At 43.4% G+C, this 22,897-nt stretch carries 18 protein-coding genes and 2 riboswitches; of the genes, 9 read left to right on the top strand and 9 right to left on the bottom strand.

The genetic code is table 11. The annotated features are described in order from the left end of the window. Positions 1–13 precede the first annotated feature (13 nt). The gene (locus AK822_RS09315; protein WP_060491440.1) at positions 14–1,654 is read right to left on the bottom strand and encodes a phospholipase D family protein; all 1,641 of its coding nucleotides are present in this window, start codon (positions 1,652–1,654) and stop codon (positions 14–16) included. Positions 1,655–2,133: 479 nt separating this feature from the next. On the opposite strand from AK822_RS09315, the gene AK822_RS09305 reads away from it, so the two are divergent. From AK822_RS09305 to AK822_RS09290, 4 genes are all read left to right on the top strand, one after another. After that, entirely contained in the window at positions 2,134–3,408 is a 1,275-nt protein-coding gene (locus AK822_RS09305; RefSeq protein WP_060492254.1) for an O-succinylhomoserine sulfhydrylase, read from the top strand. A gap of 250 nt (positions 3,409–3,658) precedes the next feature. Then, positions 3,659–3,988, top strand: coding sequence for a YbaB/EbfC family nucleoid-associated protein (locus tag AK822_RS09300; RefSeq protein ID WP_045445429.1), 330 nt, complete (start codon positions 3,659–3,661; stop codon positions 3,986–3,988). A 119-nt stretch (positions 3,989–4,107) separates the two neighbouring features. Then, positions 4,108–4,701, top strand: coding sequence for a recombination mediator RecR (gene recR, locus AK822_RS09295; RefSeq protein WP_045451374.1), 594 nt, complete (start codon positions 4,108–4,110; stop codon positions 4,699–4,701). 158 nt (positions 4,702–4,859) lie between these two features. Next, on the top strand, positions 4,860–6,194 hold the full coding sequence (locus AK822_RS09290; RefSeq protein WP_060491438.1) for a ribonuclease D: 1,335 nt from the start codon (positions 4,860–4,862) through the stop codon (positions 6,192–6,194). Positions 6,195–6,233: 39 nt separating this feature from the next. Here AK822_RS09290 and AK822_RS09285 read toward each other — a convergent pair whose 3' ends face one another. The 6 genes from AK822_RS09285 to gcvT all read right to left on the bottom strand — a co-directional run bounded on the left by AK822_RS09285 (position 6,234) and on the right by gcvT (position 13,645). Then, the gene (locus AK822_RS09285; RefSeq protein ID WP_060491437.1) at positions 6,234–6,923 is read right to left on the bottom strand and encodes an esterase/lipase family protein; all 690 of its coding nucleotides are present in this window, start codon (positions 6,921–6,923) and stop codon (positions 6,234–6,236) included. A 110-nt stretch (positions 6,924–7,033) separates the two neighbouring features. Then, positions 7,034–7,654: a hypothetical protein gene (locus AK822_RS09280; RefSeq protein WP_060491436.1), complete on the bottom strand. Its 621-nt coding sequence runs from the start codon at positions 7,652–7,654 to the stop codon at positions 7,034–7,036. A 337-nt stretch (positions 7,655–7,991) separates the two neighbouring features. Then, a complete protein-coding gene (gene gcvP, locus AK822_RS09275) occupies positions 7,992–10,889 on the bottom strand; it encodes an aminomethyl-transferring glycine dehydrogenase (RefSeq protein WP_060491435.1) in 2,898 nt (965 codons plus the stop codon). A 76-nt stretch (positions 10,890–10,965) separates the two neighbouring features. Continuing rightward, on the bottom strand, positions 10,966–11,748 hold the full coding sequence (locus tag AK822_RS09270; RefSeq protein WP_060491434.1) for a nitroreductase family protein: 783 nt from the start codon (positions 11,746–11,748) through the stop codon (positions 10,966–10,968). Positions 11,749–12,007: 259 nt separating this feature from the next. Beyond that, positions 12,008–12,388, bottom strand: coding sequence for a glycine cleavage system protein GcvH (gene gcvH / locus AK822_RS09265; RefSeq protein ID WP_011280078.1), 381 nt, complete (start codon positions 12,386–12,388; stop codon positions 12,008–12,010). A 69-nt stretch (positions 12,389–12,457) separates the two neighbouring features. Further along, positions 12,458–13,645 (bottom strand): glycine cleavage system aminomethyltransferase GcvT, encoded by a 1,188-nt coding sequence (gene gcvT / locus AK822_RS09260; protein WP_060491433.1) that lies wholly within the window; start codon positions 13,643–13,645, stop codon positions 12,458–12,460. A 188-nt stretch (positions 13,646–13,833) separates the two neighbouring features. Then, a riboswitch (glycine riboswitch) is annotated at positions 13,834–13,993 on the bottom strand. A 54-nt stretch (positions 13,994–14,047) separates the two neighbouring features. After that, a riboswitch (glycine riboswitch) is annotated at positions 14,048–14,185 on the bottom strand. A 235-nt stretch (positions 14,186–14,420) separates the two neighbouring features. Here gcvT and AK822_RS09255 point away from each other — a divergent pair. The 5 genes from AK822_RS09255 (at position 14,421) to AK822_RS09230 (ending at position 19,876) form a co-directional block, all read left to right on the top strand. Continuing rightward, on the top strand, positions 14,421–14,741 hold the full coding sequence (locus AK822_RS09255; protein ID WP_045451381.1) for a YcgL domain-containing protein: 321 nt from the start codon (positions 14,421–14,423) through the stop codon (positions 14,739–14,741). A gap of 307 nt (positions 14,742–15,048) precedes the next feature. After that, a complete protein-coding gene (locus AK822_RS09250; protein ID WP_060491432.1) occupies positions 15,049–15,690 on the top strand; it encodes a hypothetical protein in 642 nt (213 codons plus the stop codon). Positions 15,691–16,069: 379 nt separating this feature from the next. Beyond that, positions 16,070–16,933, top strand: coding sequence for an AAA family ATPase (locus AK822_RS09240; protein ID WP_060491430.1), 864 nt, complete (start codon positions 16,070–16,072; stop codon positions 16,931–16,933). A gap of 86 nt (positions 16,934–17,019) precedes the next feature. Next, complete coding sequence (locus AK822_RS09235) at positions 17,020–18,243, top strand: vWA domain-containing protein (protein ID WP_060491429.1); 1,224 nt, start codon at positions 17,020–17,022, stop codon at positions 18,241–18,243. Positions 18,244–18,679: 436 nt separating this feature from the next. Then, the gene (locus tag AK822_RS09230; RefSeq protein WP_060491428.1) at positions 18,680–19,876 is read left to right on the top strand and encodes a globin domain-containing protein; all 1,197 of its coding nucleotides are present in this window, start codon (positions 18,680–18,682) and stop codon (positions 19,874–19,876) included. Positions 19,877–20,008: 132 nt separating this feature from the next. On the opposite strand, the gene AK822_RS09225 is transcribed toward AK822_RS09230, so the two are convergent. Together AK822_RS09225 and AK822_RS09220 are read right to left on the bottom strand one after the other, a co-directional pair. Further along, positions 20,009–20,824 carry a phosphodiester glycosidase family protein gene (locus AK822_RS09225; protein ID WP_060491427.1) on the bottom strand — a complete coding sequence of 272 codons (816 nt, stop codon included), beginning with the start codon at positions 20,822–20,824 and terminating at the stop codon, positions 20,009–20,011. A gap of 72 nt (positions 20,825–20,896) precedes the next feature. Then, positions 20,897–22,699, bottom strand: a complete 1,803-nt coding sequence (locus AK822_RS09220) for an FMN-binding glutamate synthase family protein (protein ID WP_060491426.1) — start codon at positions 22,697–22,699, stop codon at positions 20,897–20,899. Positions 22,700–22,897 lie beyond the last annotated feature (198 nt).

Here is a 22,897-nt window from a genome sequence, read left to right as displayed (position 1 = left end):
TTGATGGTGGCAGCTATAGTAACCAATCAATAGGTAGCCATGACATGATGGTCAGCCAGACATGATCGCTGATATCGACGCGTGGCTCTGAATCGTAAACCACTTTTTTATCGTCTTCCATAGTATGCCACTGTAGCTTACCATTATCTGATAGTTTGACTTCATAAGCTTGGTTTAGCAGGTCATCGCTCAGCGCACCATGCAATTGTTTTGCCAGCTCATCATCATTGATGATCACACCCATTTCTGTATTGATATTGGCAGAGCGAGGGTCGACATTATAGGAGCCAATGAATACTTGATAGTCATCAACGGCAAACGTTTTTGCATGTAAACTGGTTGAGGATTGACTACGAGCTTTCCAAAGCTTGTTTTCGCGTTTTTCTTCAGAGGCAGTGGATTTTAGCTCGTAGATTTTGACACCAGCGCGCAGCAAGTTAGGTCGCCATTGACTATAGCCAGAATGCACAGCAGTCACGTCGGTCGCATCAAATGAATTGGTCAAAATCTTAATCTCGATACCAGCTTCAGCCAATTGCACTAAAGTATTGACACCATCTTTGGTGGGTACAAAATAAGAAGAAATGATGGTTAGCTTTTTGGTTGGGCTGCCTAATAAGGTACGCAATTGATGCACCAAATTGGTATCCGCTGGTACCGTTTTAGTCAGCTTGCCCACATCATCACTCAAAAACTGCATGTCTGTCCAGCGAAAAGGCACGCGTTTATTGACCAAGTCACTGTCTATCGTTGACTCTTCTAGCGCTTCTTTATACACCGTCAAATGATTGTCGCTACCTTTTTCGTCCTGACCGAGCTTGTCCAGTGCCGCTAGGAAATCAGGCGCTGTATTGTTGTCAGGTTTCACTAGCGTTTCGATGTCAAATGACAAAGGCGACGACCAATAGCTTGAAAAACTGTTGTCAATATCTGCGACGACTTTACCGATGAGTAAAACATCCAAATCCGCAAATTGACTATTTTGGTCATTGCTTAAATATTCATTGCCAATATTACGTCCCCCAATGATGGTAATCTGCTTATCAAAAGTCATGCTTTTATTATGCATGCGGCGATTGATACGTGGCAGACCTGTGACGTAGTTTAATGTTTGAAACTTACGGTGCATCAGCGGATTGATGATTCGTACCGCGATATTCGGATGACTGGAAAAACGTAATAAATGCTGATCGAAAGTGGCATCATTATTAAAATCATCTAATAGTAAGCGTACAATGATGCCGCGTTCAGCCGCTTCCCACAGATCTTTCAATAGTAGCTGACCAGCTTGGTCATTATGCCAAATATAATACTGCGCATCGATATTACGTGTGGACATGTCCGTTAATATGCTGCGAGAAGCAAAAGCATTGGCACCAGTTACAATGGGGTGGTAGCCAGATAAATCTGGGTGAATATCATTCTGCTCGCTAATCGATGCTACCAAATCAACGTCATTGGTTGCTACTGTGTCACTTTGTCCAGTTTCTTGATTGTCTTCTTGCTGATATAAGTCATGTACTCGTGCTGATAATGCTTGGCTCTCAGGTAAGTGTGGCTGTTTTGGCAAAACCTGACATCCACTAAGACCTAAGGTTAGTCCGAGTGTTAGACTCAACGATAAGTTGCTTGGTTCTATACTGAACATCGACATAAATGAATTACCTTAGTGAGCCTTACATAAAGAAGTATTTGTTAGAAAGTAAGCGTGAGGGCATGTCCTCATTTTTAGTCCATTAAAAAGACTATCAATTGAATGAAAGACATGCGCTAGTGCATCGTTTATTTTACCGATGATAGCACTGATTACGAAGCGTATAACAATATCGCCCAAGGCAAAAATTAAATCGCCGCTAAGCTTATCAGCTGTCGTCATCTATGCCTATTATAAATACGTTATTTTTGTTAGATTCAGCGACTTATTCAATCATTATTTACTTATCGTCTCTCTTTCATCTGTTATTGAGAAAGAGATAGATGTGTATTCAAAAATAATATTTAGCCATCGCTTGAAACCAGCTGTGTGGAATAAGTTGACATGATATGATAACGCTGATGCATTCGGTCAATAATCAGAAGAATAAGCAGTCATTTTATATCAATCAAAATACCAATCAAAGCAACGGAATATTTATGAGTCAGTCGCAAGCCCATGATGATAAAAATGTAGATAAATTAGATCCAAACTGGCGCAGTGACGCGCTCAACTTAGATCTCGATTATGGTATGCAAACCATTGCTGTACGGGCAGGGCAACATCGTACCGATGAGGGTGAGCACTCAGAGGCTATCTTTACTACCAGCTCGTACGTGTATACCTCAGCGGCAGATGCCGCGGCACATTTTAATGGAGACAAGACGGGCAACGTGTACTCACGCCATACCAATCCAAGTGTGCGTACCTTTGAGCGTCGTTTGGCAGCGCTTGAAAACGGTGAGCGCGCAGTGGCGACAGCCTCTGGCATGGGCGCGATTTTGACCATGTGCTTGGCATATCTGAAAGCGGGCGATCATTTGCTTGCTGCCAATCAATTATTTGGCTCATCGATTGGTCTATTTAATAATTATATGGCAAAGTTCGGTGTGGAAGTCAGCTACGTTGATTGCTTCGATAATGAGGCGTGGGCAAACGCCGTTCAACCAAACACCAAAGTCATTTATTGCGAAAGCCCTAGCAATCCATTGGCACAGATTTGTGATATTGGCTTTTTAAGCCAGCTGTGTAAAGCCAATGATATCTTATTGGTCGTTGATAATTGCTTTGCTACCCCAGCTTTGCAGCGTCCGCTTGATTTGGGTGCCGATGTGGTGATTCATTCTGCAACTAAGTATCTAGACGGTCAGGGTCGAGTACTCGGCGGCGCATTGGTCGGCAGTGATAAGCTCATGCAAGAGGCGTTTACCGTGGTACGCTCAGGCGGTATCAGTATGAGTCCATTTAACGCATGGGTATTTACCAAAGGGTTAGAGACGCTGAAACTGCGTATGCAAGCGCATTGTCAAAATGCTAATCAAGTAGCAGAGTTTTTGGTCAATCATCCCAATGTTAGTGCCGTACATTTCTCAGGTTTGAGTGATCATCCTGCTCATGAGCTTGCGACGCGTCAACATCATATGACAGGTGGCTATGGTGCTATCATGGGTTTTGAAGTGAAACCGTCGGCTAGCTCTGATTCAAAAGCTGCCGCGTGGCATGTCATTGACTCGACCCAAATGGTCTCTATCACTAATAATTTAGGTGATGCTAAAACGACGATTACTCATCCTGCAACCACCACTCATTTTCGCTTGAGTGCAAAAGAGCGCGCAGAAGCGGGCGTCAAAGATGGTCTTATTCGTTTGTCAGTAGGCTTAGAAGATGTAGAAGATATCATCAAAGATTTGGCGCGTGGTTTAGACAGTTTGTAAAGATAACGGTATAATCGCAGTTAGCACTTTATATTAGGGCGTGTCCTTATTTCAAAAATGGTGATAAAAATGAAATAAATTGCCGTCAAACGAGGAAAATAGCTGGTTAATATCGGGATATTAACCAGCTATTTAACGATGTTTGGCAAAATTTAGCCATTTTTAGCCCGTTTAGATATGATCAATTGAATTGAGGACATGCCCTAGTAAAATATCAATCATTTATGATTAAAAAACAAAAGAGGTAACTATGAATATTCAAGCATTAATGCAACAAGCACAAACGATGCAAAAGAAAGTCGAAGCAAACGTTGAAAACGCTAAAAAAGAGCTTGCGAATAAAGAAGTACAAGCTGAAGCGGGCAGTGGTCTGGTAAAAGTCACCATGACGGGTCGCCATGTGGTTAAGCGTTTAACCATCGATCCAAGCTTGCTTGAAGATGAGCCAGATATGATCGAAGATCTTATCGCTGCTGCCATCAATGACGCCGTTCGTCAAGCAGATGCGCTATACGAAGAAACCATGGCTGGCGCGACCTCAGGTATGGGTCTACCACCTGGTATGCAAGGTATGTTCTAAGTCGTTATTTTTTAAGCCAAACACGACATATTAAAGACAAAATGGGGTTGTTATCGACACGATACGACCCCATTTTTATAGCTACGATTTATAAATTAAGTTAAATAAAGGAAGATGCTTTGCTGACAGCCAAATTTGATCAGCTGGTTAAACAGCTGCGTATTTTGCCGGGTGTGGGTCAAAAAAGTGCCCAACGTATGGCGCTGCATTTGCTCACCAAAAAACGTCCACAAGGCATGGCACTTGCCCAAGCGCTTGATGAGGCGATGCGTGATATCGTCGAATGCCAGCGTTGCCACAGCTTCAGTGATGATCAAATCTGTCCGCTGTGCCAAGATCCGCGGCGTGATGATGCCTTACTATGTGTGGTTGAGACCGCAGCAGACGTGATGGCTATCGAACAAACCGCAGGCTACCGTGGCCGCTACTTTGTGTTAGGTGGTCATTTATCGCCGATTGATGGCATTAGCGCTGATGATTTGAATATTGAACAACTGGTCTGGCGGGTCAAGCAAGAGCCTGTTGAAGAGTTGATATTGGCGACTGGTACGACTGTCGAAGGGCAGACCACCGCGCACTTTATCAGCGCAGCGGTTAGTCGTCATGTTAATAAGGTCACACGTTTGGCACAAGGTGTACCAATGGGCGGCGAGCTTGAATATCTTGATAGCATGACCCTTGGACAAGCGATGCAAAATCGTTCATTTTTATAGCACACTGACATTTTTTCTATAACTTCTTTATAAAAACCAAGTCTTGTCCATTTTATTTCATGAAATTGTTATAATTGATTCACTAGTATCTTATTATTTACTTTTGTTGAGACGCCCTTTAGCGTTTTATTTTTTCCTATTTATGCAGGTATCTGCCCGTGTCCAACCATGCTCCAACAGCTTCAACTGCTGCCATCCAATCAAACCTTGCAGACAACATTACCATTGCTGCTTCTGATGATTTATTAGAATCATCAATTAATTCTAAAATAGAGTCAGCAGATCTACCGTCAGAGCCAGATATTGATGCGCTGCTAGATAGTGCCGACGAAGCTGCTGTCACGTGGGTGCGTGCGCAAAATGGTTTGGCTGAAGTTATCGATGCATTGGCGACTTGTGGTCGGGTGGCGTTAGATACCGAATTTATCAAACGTGATACTTATTATCCGCGCTTGGCATTGGTGCAGCTGAATACCGGCAATCATATTTATTTATTAGATGCCCCGCAGTTGCAACTGACCGAACTGTGGCAGGCATTAGCCAAAGTTGATGTAGCGATTTGGCATGCCTGTGGTGAGGATTTAGGGATTTTTTATCTACTCTCTGGTTGTCCGCCATTGACTAATATATTTGATACGCAAATTGCGTTGTCTTACTTAACGGGTCAATTGCAAATGGGCTATCAGCAAGCGCTTGACGACCAGCTAGACATGCACATTGATAAAGAACAAAGCCAGTCTGACTGGCTGCAACGCCCATTATCAGATGAGCAAGAGCAATATGCGATTGATGACGTACGCTTTTTGCCAGCACTCTATTTGAGTCTTGAATATGCGCTAAAAAAGCAAGGTTTGTATGATTATGTATGGGCAGATTGCCAGCTTTATGCCAGTGATTTGTATGATGCTCAGCATGTTGAAGACAATGCAATGTACCTAACAATGGCAGATTATCGTTATACTTCACAGCAGATGGCGATACTGCAAGCGGTTGCGACGTGGCGCGAGGAGCTGGCGCGTTCGACCAATCAGCCACGTACGTTTGTGATTAAAAAACAAGCAGTACGTGAGATCATCACTGAAAGACCAAGTAATATGCGAGAGCTTGCGCACAAAACCACGATGCATCGCAGTATGTTACGCTTATACGGCGAAGAGCTGCTAAAAGTGATAAATCAAGCAAAAAACTTGCACCCTGCTGAATATCCTGACTGCCTATTACCGCCGTATCGCTCAAAAAATAAAGTACTGTCAAAAGCAGTGCAGCAAGCGATCGATGATCACGCACGAGCTATCGGCGTACCTGACAATGTATTGATGCGTAAGAAGTGGCTCGGACAATTGTATGAAGTAATTGCTTTTGATAAAGATTTAAGCGAGTTGCCAGAAGGCTTAAAAGGTTGGCGGAATGACTGGGTCATGAACACCCTGATTCCAGTCATCAAAAAACATAAAACTGAGTTGCAGCAGGGTATGGGTATCAATGTTAGATAAGCCATAAGATTCTATCATTGATAAAAGATGATGCTTTTCTCAAGACGTAAGCTTGTTATGCTCGAATTGTCCATGTTGTAAAAAGTACTTGGTTTGCGCGGCCACGGTTTTATCGACCAGCATCCCAGTATGCGACACTGGTAATACGATATGATCCGTGGCTGCCTCTATTTTGGTTTCTGCTACATATACGGTGCCATCATGTAGCAGATGTTCTACTGATGGCATATTATCTGCTCGACGCAGTTTGCGATTATGATACTGCAAAAACAACTGTCCTAGGCCATAAGGACGATTACCCGCAATTACGCCTAAGGTAATATGCTCGGGTAGGGGTGCGACCGTTCCATCTAGCGCATCGACGTACGAGCACCCCACCACAGCTGGGGTCAAGCGCCAAATGTAGTCAGCACATACACTCCCTACATGCGGTGTCCCAAGTGTCACGCAGCGTCCTATCTGCCATTGCGGATATGTAGTGACAAAATCACGAATAATCAGGCCGCCCAAACTATGACCGACCAAATCTATCGGTTGGTCAGGGTGATGATGGTTTTCTAGCCAGCTATTTAGGTGGGCACTATTGGTTTTGATACCGTCACGCATACTACGATAGCCAAATTGATGAGTGTTAAATCCTGCTGCTTGCAAGCGTTTGGCCAGTGGTCGCATGATCCAAGCGGTTTGGTGCAGACCATGAATGAGAATGACGCAGTTTTTTTGTGGCATGGCATTTTCCAACAAAGTAAAAATAGTTTTGGTAACATATGAAAAAGAATGCTAAAAACATGAAGAACCAGTCTTTATAACTCATATAATCTATGTATATTAAATCTAGCTCAAGTTTGACTCATTTTACGGAGTTCTATTCCCAACCTTATATGGCAATATATAATAAGGATAATTGAGCAAACCACTGCCCAACCTAGAAAGCTTAGTAAGTACTTATCCCAATGTTTATAGATAACAAGTTGGTAGTTGTGATTCAGCTTTCTGTTTTCTGCAATTTCTTGATTTTCTAAGTAATCTATAAAAGCGCCACTATCATCATATCCAAAGCAGTTTTGTTTCCACCATTCATTAGAATGCTGAGTTTTCCAAATTACTTCTCCATAACTACCATATAATTGAGCTTTGCACAGCTTTTTTTGGAAGTTGTTACTAACTGCGCTAGGACTTCTGTTAAAAACTAATACTCCTAATATATTAGCAGTAGTAATAGGTTGGTCATCAAATAATACAGTCTTCTGGTCAAGTAGGTTTACTTTAACAATTTGGCAGATTGCTATTTCATCAGGTCGTTTTTTTTCACAGCTGATGTTTAACTTATAGTCATTAAAATAGATACTGATAACTGTGGCTAGAGCAGCAAAAAACATGATGCCTGCTATGAGTATGACACCTTCAAGCTGAATGGGCTCGTGATTAGACACTGTCGTATTTTTATTTGCACGAGTCATTTTAGCTATTCCACATAAGATTAAATGAGAAGATCATTATAAAGCGTTTGCTTATAGACACAATTATAATTTTAACTAACTATAGTCGATTAAATTTAAAAAGAATTAAGTGCTGCTGAGATAAGTTTTACGTAGCATCTACAGTGACGAAGTCGCACAGCAAGCAAGGAAAATATGTATTAGTAGCAGGCTATTCTGATCATCTTTTGTTTTATTTAGAGTTAATCATGCTAAGAGCATAACAAGTCAGATAAAGTACATACAAAATAAAAACCTCCAAATCAGCTGCTGACTTGGAGGTTTATTTTTATATCAACTGTTCATACTTATTTGAAAACTACATATAGTTTTCGATACTTGGGCAAGAACACATGAGGTTCTTATCACCATAAGCGTCATCGACACGTGCTACGCTTGGCCAGAACTTATGGGCGCGGATATAAGGCAGTGGGAATGCTGCTGTATCACGGCTGTATGGGTGCGTCCATTCGCTGTTGGTGACCATCGCCGCGGTATGCGGTGCGTTGACTAGTGGGTTGTCTTCTAACGTCCAACCTTCTTCGCCAGCTTTGGCTTTCATTGCTTCGGCTTTGATAGATTTTAGGGCACTGATGAAACGATCTAATTCTTCTTTAGATTCAGACTCAGTTGGTTCAATCATCAAGGTACCCGCAACTGGGAAACTCATCGTTGGTGAGTGGAAACCGTAATCCATCAAGCGCTTAGCAATATCGCTTTCACTGATGCCAGTCTCTTCTTTCAAGGGACGAATATCGATGATACATTCGTGCGCGACGCGACCGTTTTTGCCCGTATAAAGGACAGGGTAGTGGTCTTTTAATTGAGCAGCGACATAGTTAGCATTTAATAGTGCAAGCTCAGTTGCTTTTAGCAGACCATCACGACCCATCATGGCAATGTACATCCATGAAATTGGTAGGATGCTTGCTGAACCATAAGGGGCTGCCGATACGGCCGAGCAGTCTTTTTGTGCATTATGCACAGGGCTCAATGTATGGTTGGCCATAAAGGGTGCTAAATGCGATTTCATGCCGATAGGGCCCATACCTGGACCGCCGCCGCCATGCGGGATGCAGAAGGTTTTATGCAAGTTCATGTGCAATACATCAGCGCCAACGTCAGCTGGTTGCATCATGCCAACCTGTGCATTCATATTGGCACCATCCATATAAACTTGACCGCCATGTTTATGAATGAGGTCACAGATCTTACGGATGCCTTCTTCAAACACGCCATGCGTCGATGGATAAGTAATCATCAATGCACCTAGATTGGCGCTGTTTTCTTCACACTTAGCAGTTAGATCATCGATGTCAACGTTACCATTGTCATCGGTTTTGACCACGATTACTTTCATACCCATCATCATAGCTGTCGCAGGGTTGGTACCGTGCGCTGACTGAGGGATTAAACAAACATCACGGTCAGTTTCACCCAATGATTCGTGATAACGGCGAATCGCTAGCAGACCAGCATACTCACCTGAAGCACCAGAGTTTGGCTGCATAGACACATCATCAAAACCAGTAATGGCTTTCAGCTGGTCTTGCAAGCTATCAATCATGGCAACGTAGCCTGTGACTTGGTCACGTGGTGCAAAAGGATGCACATTAGCAAATTCAGGCCAAGTAATCGGTAGCATCTCACTGGTGGCATTCAGTTTCATGGTACAGCTACCCAATGAAATCATGCTGCGGTTCATTGCCAAATCTTTGTCTTCAAGCGATTTTAAATAACGCAGCATTTCATGTTCGGTATGATGTGAGTTAAATACTGGATGCGTCAAGATAGCGTCAGTACGCAAGTGTGCACTATCAAGAGAAACACGAGCGTCTTCTGGTAGGTCATGTGCTTTACTGACAAACAGTTGAGTTAATACATTAAAGTCATGCTGATCGCTGGTTTCACTAAACGCGACGCTTAATTTGGTTTCACCAAGACGCCATAAGTTATAGCCTACATTGTCCGCATTTTCGAAAATTTGAGTAGCCAGTTTTTCTGATCCACAATCAACGACGACGCTGTCAAAGAATTGGTCATGTACGACATTTAAGTTGCTGTCGTTAGCATTTTTGATGACATCAGCAAAGGCAGTGGCAAATGCATGAATACGAGTCGCGATACGCTTTACGCCGCCTGGACCATGATAAACAGCATACATACCGGCTAGGTTGGCGAGCAATACTTGTGAGGTACAGATGTTTGAGTTGGCTTTTTCGCGGCGGATATGCTGCTCACGAGTTTGTAGTGCCATACGTAGGGCAGTATTGCCTTGCGAATCTTTAGAGACGCCGATGATACGACCAGGTGCTGAGCGTTTGGCTTTGTCAGAGAAGGCAAAGTAGGCGGCATGTGGACCACCAAAGCCCATTGGAATACCAAAACGCTGCGTGCTACCTAAAGCGACGTCTGCGCCCATATCTGCTGGTGATTTCAATAGCACCAAACTCATGATATCACTGACGACACTCACATAAGTTTTGTTTTTCTTCACCGAAGCGATGACGTCGGTTAAATCTTTAACATCGCCTTCAACACCGACGTACTGGAATAGCGCACCAAAATAATCGCCTGATTTAGCCAGCTCGAAATCACCAACCACCACTTCCCAACCAAAGTACTTGGCACGGGTATTAATAACATCTAAGGTTTGTGGATAGATACGGTCATCAACAAAAAACTGCGTCGATTTGCTTTTGCTGACACGCTTTGACATTGCCATGGCTTCTGCGGCTGCGGTTGCTTCATCAAGCAATGACGCGCCAGCGAGCTCAAGACCAGTCAAATCAATACATACTTGTTGGAAGTTAAGCAAGGCTTCTAGACGACCTTGGGCAATCTCTGCCTGATAAGGCGTATAAGCTGTGTACCAGCCTGGATTTTCAAGGACGTTACGCTGAATGACCGCAGGCATACGTACTGGCGAATAGCCTTGTCCGATATAGCTCTTATTAACAGTGATGTCATCTGCCATGGTACGCAATTTGGCAAGCGCGGCATGTTCACTCATCGCCACTGGCAAATCTAGCTCTTTATGCAAGCGCACTGGCTCAGGCACGGTATCATTGATGAAGCTCGCCATGTCTTGATAACCAACGGCACTGAGCAGGTCAGCTTGCTTGGTCTCATTAGAGCCTAGATGACGATAGACAAATTCAGCTTCGTTGAATAAACCTTTAAAGGTATCAAACGTTGGGTTTTGCGAGATAGTCATGACAATCCTTGGTTAAGGGAGTAATAAAGGGATGGATAAAATAACTAGTAATAATAACTAATGACGGTTTAAGATTTTATACGTAATGAACAAATTGCTTTTGGTCAAAGCGGAACTGGCTGTTGTAAACGCCATTATCAGCGCGTTCGCCAGCACCAATCATCATAATGATATGTTGATCGTCGCTTAAATTTAATAAGCGCTTCATGGCAGGCTCATCAAAACCACCCATCGGACAGCTATCAAAGCCATGCGCGCGTAGTGCAAGCATTAGGTTTTCAGCCGCAAGGGCTGTATTGTTGGTTGCCCAGTTTTTGGTGTCTTCAAAAGTATAGTAAGGTGATTTAATCGGACCTTTTACCCGTCTGACCACTTGAGTCGCACTCCATTTAGCCGCTGATACCACATTGGCAGGTCCTCGTAAGAAGTCCATGGTCACGACTTTGTTATAATAGTCTTTGACTTTTTTTGGTACTGGCTTATCAGGGTATTCGCGCAATATTTGCTTGGCATGATCATGCCACACATCGGTGCGAGCAACGACTGCGATTAAACGAGCGGCGCTTTTTGCTGCATTTTGATTCATGCAGTTTTTCACCGCACGTTTGCGCTTGTCCGCATCATCAATCACATAAAATTCCCATGGCTGTAGATTGCTAGAGTTTGGCGCAAGCATGGCCAAACGCAAACAGTCTGCTAACACATCATCAGGTATCTTTGTATCGGTAAAGCGGCGGACTGAACGACGTGATTCAACCACTTCGCGAAACGCTTGCAGCTGCGGTGTATTATCAGGCGTGGCAAATTTTTCTTGAGAACTTGCTTGAGCGTTTGCTTGATTATCAGTGTCAGGGGTCATATGAGAATCCATGCTGGAGATTAAGTGATCAACTTGGGGCAGTATTGAGTACGTCTCTTTAATAGCGCCTGACAAGTAATTGATATGAATAAATCAGATAGCGATTGGACGCAATAAATTGAGCGATAAGCATTCTAAGAAAAAGCGTACAGATATCAGCTGACGCCAATATCTGTCATAACAAGCTATGTTTTTTAAGGTTATAAGTAGCGGCATTTAAATAAAACACCGCTTTTAAAGCGAGAGAGTGAAGATGCTATTACAGCTCGTTTTCGTATTCATCAGCAGTTAGCAGTGCTTCATAGTCAGCGATGTTGTCAGGCTTCATTCTAAAGAACCAACCTTCGCCATATGGGTCAGAGTTAATGATTTCTGGATCGTCTTCTAGGGCTTCGTTGATGGCAACGACTTCACCTGAGATAGGTGCATAAACGTCAGAAGCAGCTTTTACTGATTCAACTACAGAGATTTCGTCATCAACAGCGATGATGTCGCCCACGTCTGGCAATTCAACAAACACCACGTCACCCAATAGGTCTTGAGCATGGTCAGTGATACCAACAGTGATAGTACCGTCGTCTTCTAAGCGTAACCACTCGTGGCTGGCGATGTATTTTAGTTCTGCTGGGATATTGCTCATGGTCTCTCTCCTAAATGATAGAGGATGGTTAACAAAAATAGTGGACGTTAATAATAGGGTTTATAATGCCTACGAGTCAAACTGCTGTTTGCCATTACGGACAAACGGTAGCTTAAGAACACGCACATCAACGAACTTGCCTTTGCCGCGCAGATCGACCTGAACGCTATCATCATCTGATACGCTGGCAGGTACACGGGCAATCGCAATTGAATTTTTTAGACTAGGGGAGAATGTACCACTGGTGATAATGCCAGTTTGTTCATTGTCAGTGCCTTGATTGATGGTGACGGTCATGCCTTCACGCAATACGCCGCGTGTCGTTAGCAGCAAGCCAACTTGCTTCATGGCAGAGCTATCGTCTTTTGACTGTTGGCGTTTACTAACTAAAGCATCACGACCGACAAAATCACGCTCGTCTTTAAGCGCGAGTGTCCAGCCCATGTTGCACTCGTAAGGACTGACGTTGTCGTCCATGTCATGACCATAGAGGTTCATGCCAGCTTCCATACGCAAGGTATCACGCGCGCCAAGACCGGCAGGTTTTATGCCATTGGCTTTTAATTGTTCAAAAAATGCTGGTGCATCATCACCATGCATAATGACTTCGACGCCATCTTCGCCAGTGTAGCCAGTCCGAGCGACGAACCAATCTGCGCCTTCGATGTCTGTTAAATCAGCACCAACGAAAGGCTTAAGGCCAGATAAGGTATCTGCCCAGCTAGGTTTGGTTTGCGCGAGTTTTTCAACAGCGTTTGGTCCTTGCACGGCAATCATCGCAAGCTCTGGACGCTCGGTGATGCTGATGTCAAAACCTTCGGCGACTTTGTCAAATTGTGCCATGTCTTTATCACGAGTAGCAGCGTTTGAGACGATACGGTATTCAGTAGCGTCTTCGTTCATTAGATAAACGATTAAGTCATCGATGACGCCACCTTGCTCATTGAGCATGCCAGAATATAGCGCTTTACCGACGGTTTTGAGTTTATCGACATCATTGGCCAGTAGCTTTTGTAGCCATGCTTTGGTATCGCTACCTTTAACATCAGCGACGACCATATGTGAGACATCAAACATACCAGCATCAGTACGCACCGCTTCGTGCTCTTCGATTTGCGAACCATAATGGATTGGTAATTCCCAACCAGAAAAATCCACCAGCTTGCCGTCACTATCAACGTGAGACTGATAAAGAGGTGTGCGTTTAGGGGCTGAAGTGTTGGCGCTTTGAGCAGTATTATCTTGAGTAGTGGTCATAACAAATCCTTATGTGGACATCAGCTGCATTCGATAACCAGTCGTAAAAACAAGTATCAAAGTATGAGGGCTGATGTGCCTTATCATAGTAGCGAGAAGCAATATTGCAAGGTGCAAACATTGCAACCAAGGGTAGCACAGAAAAATAGCGCAATCCGCCAAACAGACGCTGAACGTCGGTTTAAGCAAAAGCCCTATCTGTCCTGTAACCTGAGATTTTCAACACGAACCATCATTGCACGTTTTTAAAAGCATCAGCCTTAAAAAAACAAATTAAATGATGTCGCATTTTCTCCCCTTCGGTGGGTAAGGCGTCGTCCGTCCTTACCGCTCTCCAGATTTGTTATGCCTTATGTTTGGATGTGCTACGCAATTGATGGTAGACAGTGAAACAGTCGTGACATGTGTTTTTCAGTCCTTTTACCTGAGCGATTGGCAGGGTGGATGCGCCTTCGGTGGTCAAGTAGCAACTATCAGCGCCAGCTCATTAATATGAACGCACCTGATATTGTGCTCAAGACTCTCTCCTGAAAAACGCTTTTATTATGAAAGGTTCACCGCGCTTTTACAAGTCATCTAGGCGATTAAAGTGAATAATTTTGGCAAAAATGATTTTTTGTGAGAATAATCAATACCGTATCGATAAGTAAAGCGTTTTACGTTTGGTAGGCAGTAGTCAATTTAGCATGAATGCCCATCGTAAAACGTAAAGCGACTACTGATATTCACCCAAAATATGCTAATCTATGGCGATAGTTTCTGATAGGTCATTATTATGCATTGTGATATTTATAAATTCCCCAAACATAACGATATGTATGTCTATATTGCCCGTCCTGATTATCCTGACGATACCGACGAGATTAAAGATTGGCTTGGCGTATTACCAAAAGATTTCCGTGCCAGTTTAGGGCGCAGTAAATTTGTGATGCACTTGGACTTAGCCAATACACCGACGCTTGCGCGCGTTGATAAAGCAGAGGTACTGGCAAAATTACAGTCGCAAGGGTATTTTGTACAAATGCCACCGCAAGATGTGATGCGTCGCCAAGCGGAATTACGTGCGCGTGAAGCACAAGACAATATTTATGATTAATGGGTATTTTTGAAGCGAGTTTTTAATCAGCTTCTTTTGGCTATGTTGCATGACAGCCAGTAAGAAAAAGTTTACGACACATTTGCGCTCATGCATTTTGGTAGAAAGTCGTGATAAACTAGCAGGCTATATGAGTGACAAGACAAAAAATACGTGGCGAGGCAAAAGGTCGTGTTTCAAGTGCTTATGTCTTAATTGCTTTTGACGATAATGTATTCGATATTATGGTTCGTTGAAACAGCACACTGTCTATCGTTAAGCGCGTAAACGCGCTGCACAATTTATAAACGCAGGTAACTACACACGCATGGACTGGTTAAAAGGTATTATAAACAGCTTACCGCTGGAAGCCATTAGTGATATTCTCGGCGAAATTGCTATTTGGTGGGGACAGCTGGTAAAAGACGTGCCACCCGCAGACTTACCGATGTATGCGTATCTGGGTGGTGTCGTTATTGTGTTGGTATTGTGGTTGCTGGTCGCTCGTATGCTGCCGCGGCCGTTGGGCGGTATGAGTTGGATGATATTGTTTGCTGTGTTATTGGCACCAGGTACTGCCCTTGGCGATCCAAGTGTGATTGCCCCCGCTAGTATCGCTGTGGTTTATGCAATTATGATGAAAGATACGGCAGGCGCGATTACCAATATGCTGCCGATACTTGTGGTGTTAGTGGTCGGCTTGTTTGTGGGCTTCGTCTGGCAGCTTATTCGCGGTGCTTTTGAATCAAGTCTAGACAAAGCGCGCAGTCGTACTGCAGAAGATACACAAGCGACCATGCAGCTGACGACTGGCAATTATTTGACAGAAGGCACGACTTTAACCGATCAAGTCACTGTTGCTGAACCGTCTAATAAAACGCCTTTAGCGGCTAATCCTAAAGCAGACGTTAGCTTAAAAAAAGACAGTAGTTTAGCTAAAAAGCCTAATATGGAAAAGCTTGATAAGTAGTAAAGTAACATTAATAAAGTGTCATCAGAAAAATGACGTCAGTAAAGTGATATTAAAATTTCGCTAGCGATGGTTGGAGCTTTGCTTTTATAGTAGCTATACAAAAGACGCTATCAATAAAAATACTGTGAATGAAAAGCACCATAAAAAAGACACCATGCGTGTCTTTTTTTATGAAAAAACGTTTTATGACTGTGCCGATCAACCGTCAAAAAGCGTTCAAGGCATCTATTGTTTTTCAACAACTGCGAACGCATGAGTATTTTGGCAATCAATCATGCTGTGCTAATCTAAATGATTATTTATTTGCCATCAATTGCCTTTAAGCCTTTTCTGGCTCTTGATAGCCCTAATCTATAACAATAACTGAGACTTGATTATGAGCACGACTGATAAAACGAAAAAAAGCTTTACTGGTACGCAAAATTATATTGCCACTGACGATTTGCAGTTGGCGGTCAACGCCGCGATGACGTTACAAAAACCACTATTGATTAAAGGCGAGCCAGGCACTGGTAAGACATTATTGGCGGAGGAGGTCGCTGAAAGCTTAGGGCTGCCACTGATTACGTGGCACATCAAGTCAACCACCAAAGCGGAGCAAGGGTTGTATGAGTATGATGCCGTATCGCGCTTGCGTGACTCGCAACTGGGTGATGATAAGGTTTATGAGATTGGTAATTATATCAAGCCCGGTAAATTATGGGAGGCATTCACCAGTAACGAGCGCAGTGTGTTGCTGATTGATGAAATTGATAAAGCTGATATCGAGTTCCCAAATGACTTGCTGCATGAGCTTGATAAAATGTCTTTTTATGTCTATGAGACAGGCGAGACCATCACTGCTGCACAGCGTCCTGTGGTTATTATCACCTCAAACAATGAAAAAGAGCTCCCAGATGCTTTCTTGCGTCGCTGCTTTTTCCATTATATTGACTTTCCAGAAGAAGAAACCATGCGTCAAATCATTGACGTGCATTTCCCTAATATCCAAGAAAAGCTAGTCAATGATGCGCTGGATATTTTTTATAAGCTGCGTAATGTTCAAGGGCTTAAAAAGCCACCATCAACGTCCGAGCTTGTCGATTGGTTAACTTTGCTACTGGCTGATGATATGGCACAAACAGAGTTAGAAGAAAACTTGCGCGGTGAGAAGTCTATTCCACCATTATATGGCGCGCTGCTTAAAAATGAAGCCGATGTGAGCTTGTTGCAACGCTTTGCTAATATAATGCGTCGTTAAGCAACAGACTATTTTCAAAATGACGACACGCCCTAATAAAACGGCTTCACTCGTCACCATATCAGCCAATAAGCGATGCGACTCTTATGTTTATCAAATTGTTCTATACCTTACGTACTTATGGTGTGCCAGTCAGTACGCGTGAGCTGCTTGACCTAAATGCCGCATTAGATCAAGGGCTGATGATGCAGCCGCATCCTGAAAATCCAGAGCTGTCTACCTTTGCCAGTCGTGAGGATATGTACCGGCTGATTCGGCTTTGTATGGTCAAAGACGAGCGCCATTTTGATAAATTCGATCGAGCAATGGCAGATTATTTTGAAGGCGTCGACAGTCTAGATATGGATGAGCTATTGGCTAAATTTACGGACATTCCTAAAGAATGGCTCGATTTAAAGCTTGATCCAAAGAATTTGACCGAAGAGCAGCGGCGCTTGCTGAAAAAATACGGCTCATTAGAGGAGCTGATGAAAGCGCTTGAAGAGCGTCTCAAAGAGCAAAAAGAGCGTCATCAAGGCGGTAGTAAGTGGGTTGGTACAGGCGGTACATCGCCATTTGGTGCCTATGGTGACCATCCAGAAGGCGTGCGCGTTGGCGGTGAATCACGTAAACGTAGCGCCGTAAAAGTCTGGGAGCAGCGTAAATACCGCAACCTTGATGATGACAGTCAGCTTGGTACCCGTCAAATTCAAATGGCACTACGAAACTTGCGCCAGTTTGCCCGTACCGGTAGCGCCGATGAGCTAGACATTCATGAGACTATTAAACGCACGGCAAAAAAAGGCGTGCTCGATATCCATATGCAAGCTGAGCGCCGTAATCGCGTCAAAGTATTGATGCTGTTCGATGTGGGCGGCAGTATGGATGTCCATGTTGAAGCCTTAGAAAAGCTATTTTCAGCGGCTAGAAATGAATTTAAAACCTTAGAGTTTTTTTACTTTCATAACTGTTTGTATGACTATGTTTGGAAGGACAATAATCGTCGCCATAGTGCGCCGATGCCAACGTATGAGCTGCTCAATAAATACGGTCGTGAATATCGCGTTATCTTCGTCGGCGATGCGTCAATGTCGCCATATGAGCTGATGACAGTTGGTGGTAGCGTTGAATATATGAACAATGAGGCGGGTATTGTTTGGTTAAAAAGGGTATTGGCGCATTTTGATAAAGTCGCTTGGCTCAACCCTGAGGATCCAGCATACTGGCAATATACCCAAACCATCGTTGAAATTAAGAAACTATTCGACAATAAAATGTATCCGATGACCTTACATGGGGTAGAAGAGATGACCAATTATCTAGCGCGCTAATTTTGACGTTTGGATAAAGATACGCCCTAACTTAGAAAACCTGTTAATCCTCATGTTTTTTGATAAAAGCAGCCGTTATGACAGCATAGCGGCTGCTTTTTTGTCGAAAATAATCAGTTTTGCAGTCACACGGCATTGGTATGCTAAGTAAAGTGTGATAACATTCATTTAAAATGAATGTTATGGAAGCGTTCTGACTGGTTCGGCGAAAAATTTGATGACAAGAATTTGATAATCTTTTGTAAAAATCAGTCGTCGTTGCTTATTTAAGCACTTCATTTTTCATATGTTAATCAACCAATCAATGTAATGAACTTATGCCATTTTCAATCATTTTAGTAGCAAAAAGCGCGTGCAAGTACTACATTCAGTAGACTACACGAGTTTGACGGTGCTCCTCAGATATTTTGGAATTGGTATTAATAAGAGAGACAGTATGGCTTCACCAAAGACTTTAGAAATCGTCACCGCAACTGTTCCCGTCCTTGAAGAGCATGGAACGGCAATCACCACGGTGTTTTATAAAAATATGTTTGAAGAGCATCCCGAGCTGTTGGACATATTTAACGAAACCAATCAAAAATTGGGTCGTCAACAGACGGCTCTAGCAACGACCGTGTTAGCTGCTGCTAAACACTTGGATAAATTGGCGACGTTATTGCCACAAGTCACGCAAATCAGCCATAAGCATCGTGCTCTACAGATTTTGCCTGAGCATTATCCTATCGTTGGTAAGCATTTAATCGGTGCAATCAAGGAAGTGCTGGGCGAGGCTGCCAATGACGATATCATCGATGCTTGGACTGAAGCTTATGATGAGATTGCCTCAGTATTTATCCAGATTGAACATGGCATGTATGAGGAAGCAATGTGGCAGGGTTTTGCGCCTTTTGTAGTGACTAAAAAGGTAGCAGCTGCTACGGATATTGCGGCTTTTACAGTTGTACCAGTCAGTGATAATGCAGAAAGTCATCAAGAGATCGACCTGAGCAAATTGACTTTAGCCGCGGGTCAGTACATCACGGTGAAAACAGATCCAAAAGACAGTGACCATGTTGCCCTGCGTCATTACTCTTTGTACTCTGCTAGTACCGATGCAGGCATTCAGTTTGCGGTCAGACGCGATAACCGCAATGAGCATCATGGTTTGGTCTCTAACTATATGCACGACCAATTAGAAGTGGGTGACACGGTTTTATTATCGGCACCAGCAGGTGACTTTGCGCTCAATCCAGACTTGGTACAGCAAAATGAGATTCCGCTAGTATTGATGAGTGCGGGTGTTGGTGTAACTCCTGTGCTATCTATGTTGGAAGCACAAGTATTAGCCAATCCAAAACGACCTATTATCTGGGTTTATGCTTGCCAAAATGATGCGCATCACGCTTTCAATACTGAAGTGGAGACGCTGTTAGAAAAGGCTGAGACTGTAGAGAGGCATATTTTCTATTTTGAGTCTGGACAACTATTAGATGAGGCGTGGCTTGCTCAATTACCTAAGCCTGCTGATATTTATGTCTGTGGCTCGATGCCATTTATGGAAAGCATGATCGATGGGCTAGTGACGCTAGATCACGGTGTTGATAGCGTTCATTATGAACCGTTTGGTCCCAAGATGAGTTTGGGCGGTTAATTTCAGCTATTGTTAGCCATTAACTGTTGCTATTAATAAAAAAAGCACTTGGATGACAAAGTCGTCTCAAGTGCTTTTTATTCAATGCAATTTATCTTATTTTTATCACTATTTTAAAAATGGATACATCGCCTAATCTTTATTTTCAACCAATCCAACCATCACACCCATCTCTTTTTTATCATGCTTATCAATGCTGGGCGCATATAATGCCGACGCAATCCCGCCATCTAAAAACAGAGCATTCGGACAGTTTAAGTCATTCTTAAATAACGATGCAAATTGATAAAATGTCACCGGCTCATCGCTATTGACAAATTTTATGTGGCCGTCATCACAAACACCTGCGCCATTACGAATCTTGAGTGAGGTGCTATCAGGATTAAACTGTGGATGTATCTCGTTATTGATAACCAACATAGGACCTGATTGGGTGGCATACCAAGGCTTCGCTTCGCCACTGTTAAGCTGCTCGTTTAAGGCGGTACTTTCTGTGATATGTACTTTTCCAACTTTATCCCACCACAGCACACCATTGGGCAATAAATGGAAATTGCCACCGCCTTCTTTAAGATTTAGCGATTTGATCTCTTCACCATCAATGATGGTATAGCCAATCGGTGCATAGTTCTCATTGTACATGCCAGCATTCATGGCAAAGTTCAGCGCTTGATTGGAGGGCAATGTGGCTAATAACGTCTCGAATGTGAGCAACGATTTCGTACTATCAGGCTGCTGCCAAAACAATTTCAGTGAATAGCGGCCATCCATCAAGGCTTGAGCGTCAATGCTACAAACACTATAAGAAAATGGTGCATCCTGAGTCTGGCATGACCAGTTTTGTGTCTTGTTGTCAGTAGCATCAGTGCTTATCGGTTGGCAAGCACTGACACTTATCAAGAGTAGGGCGACTGCTCCTAAAGGTAAGGGAAGAGCGAAATTTGGCATCAATGATATATCTTTTATAGTATGGAGTGAGATATAAATAGTCAGGGCTCACGGATTTTTAATCGCTAAATCTCAATCATTGTTAAGTGGAACATCGCGAAAAGTATTGTTGACGTTGCCGATTAACTGCCCACCGCCAGTGATACTTGCAAAGTTGCCAAGGCTCTGTTCCACCGATGTGGTGGTTTCCCTACCTTTATCCCGTGAGTCTTTATTATAAGCAATGAGGGCATCATCATTGGCTAAAAAGCTATCTGGGTTCGCCATGACCCACATCTGATTAAACACATCTGCGCGGGCGCTATTATTGAGTAGCGCTCCCTTATCTGTAAAATAAAAGAACTTCGATAATAGTTTTATCTGCCCATCATCGAGGCGGCGCGCGATATGATACGGTTGTAATTGGCTTGGGTGTTGTAAGCCGACCGCACCGACGATACTGGCTAAGGATTTCAGGGTGTTTTTATGGAAGCTTGCGACGCGCTCAGCTTTGCTAGGGACGTCCAGCGCTTTTTGACGATACGGGTCTTGGGTGGCAACGCCCGTCGGGCAAGTATTGGTATGGCACGAGCGTGATTGAATACAGCCAACAGCAAACATAAAGCCGCGCGCTGAATTACACCAGTCTGCGCCCAAGGCAATCATACGGGCAATATCGAAACCAGAGACGATTTTACCGCTCACGCCAAGTTTGATCTTATCGCGAATGCCTGCGCCGACTAAAGTATTGTGTATTAATAAAAATCCTTCAACCATCGGCATGCCGACATTGTCCATAAATTCGACAGGAGCCGCGCCAGTACCCCCTTCTGCGCCATCGATGACGATGAAATCAGGATAGTTGTCGGTTTCGATCATGGCTTTCACAATCGCCATAAACTGCCAAGGCTGACCAACACAAAGTTTGAAGCCCACAGGTTTGCCGCCTGACAACTCACGCAGTTGTTGCCAAAAAGCCACCAATTCTCGCGGGGTGCTAAAGGCTGTATGCGACGAGGGCGACACACAATCTTGACCTGTCGGTACTTGACGGGTATTAGCGATTTCTTGGGTGATTTTCTCCGCGGGTAGCACGCCACCTTTACCAGGTTTTGCCCCTTGGGATAATTTGATTTCAATCATTTTTACTTGCGGATCAACCGCTTTTTCGGCAAAAGACTGCGGGTCAAAATTGCCACTATCATCACGGCAACCAAAATACCCTGTACCTAGCTCCCAAATCAAATCACCACCGAACTTGCGATGATAAGGGCTGATAGCCCCTTCACCCGTATCATGAGTAAAGCCGCCCATTTTTGCGCCTTGATTGAGCGCCATAATCGCGTTAGCTGATAAGCTGCCAAAGCTCATCGCCGAGATATTAAATACCGACATATCATGCGGCTGCTGACACCGCTCACCGCCAACCATAATACGAAAATCTTTGTTTTCTAGAGGTTGGCTAATCGCTGATTGTAAAAACCATTCTTTACCATTGGTGTATAAATTATCTAGCGTACCAAAGGCGTTAGTGTCACTGACATTCTTAGCACGTTGGTAAATTAGCGCCCGCTGCTGGCGTGAAAACGGTACTTGCTCTTTGTCATTTTCTAGTAAATATTGACGAATTTCAGGACGAAAATCTTCAAGCACATAACGAATATGTCCGGCAACTGGATAGTTTTTCAAAATAGCATGCTTTGATTGTATGACGTCATAAATCCCCAAGCATACCCCAAACCCACCGAGAATAATTAACCACCAATTTAGCAATAGTAGACCTGCTAAAAATATTAATATAGCAGCGCCAAAGGTGCTATAGCGCAGCAATAAGCCGACCAAATACGGAGAGTTGGTTTTAGGTTCAGGATTTAGATTGGTACGAGATTGGGGCATGGCTACACTCAACAGTAATACATAAATATTAAAAAGGTGACAATGATTCAAAGAGAGAGTAGGGTAAAAACCACCCTCTTATGACCATTATTGTTAGACACTGACAAAGCGCTCAGATTTATCGCCTACATCATACACATATGATATCACTGCATAGCAGTAATTGGGTAACAGAGTGCTACTGTTGATGTTGCTAGT

The organism is Psychrobacter sp. P11F6, from assembly GCF_001435295.1.
Taxonomy (GTDB): domain Bacteria; phylum Pseudomonadota; class Gammaproteobacteria; order Pseudomonadales; family Moraxellaceae; genus Psychrobacter.
This window is presented reverse-complemented; position numbering and strand designations above follow the sequence as displayed.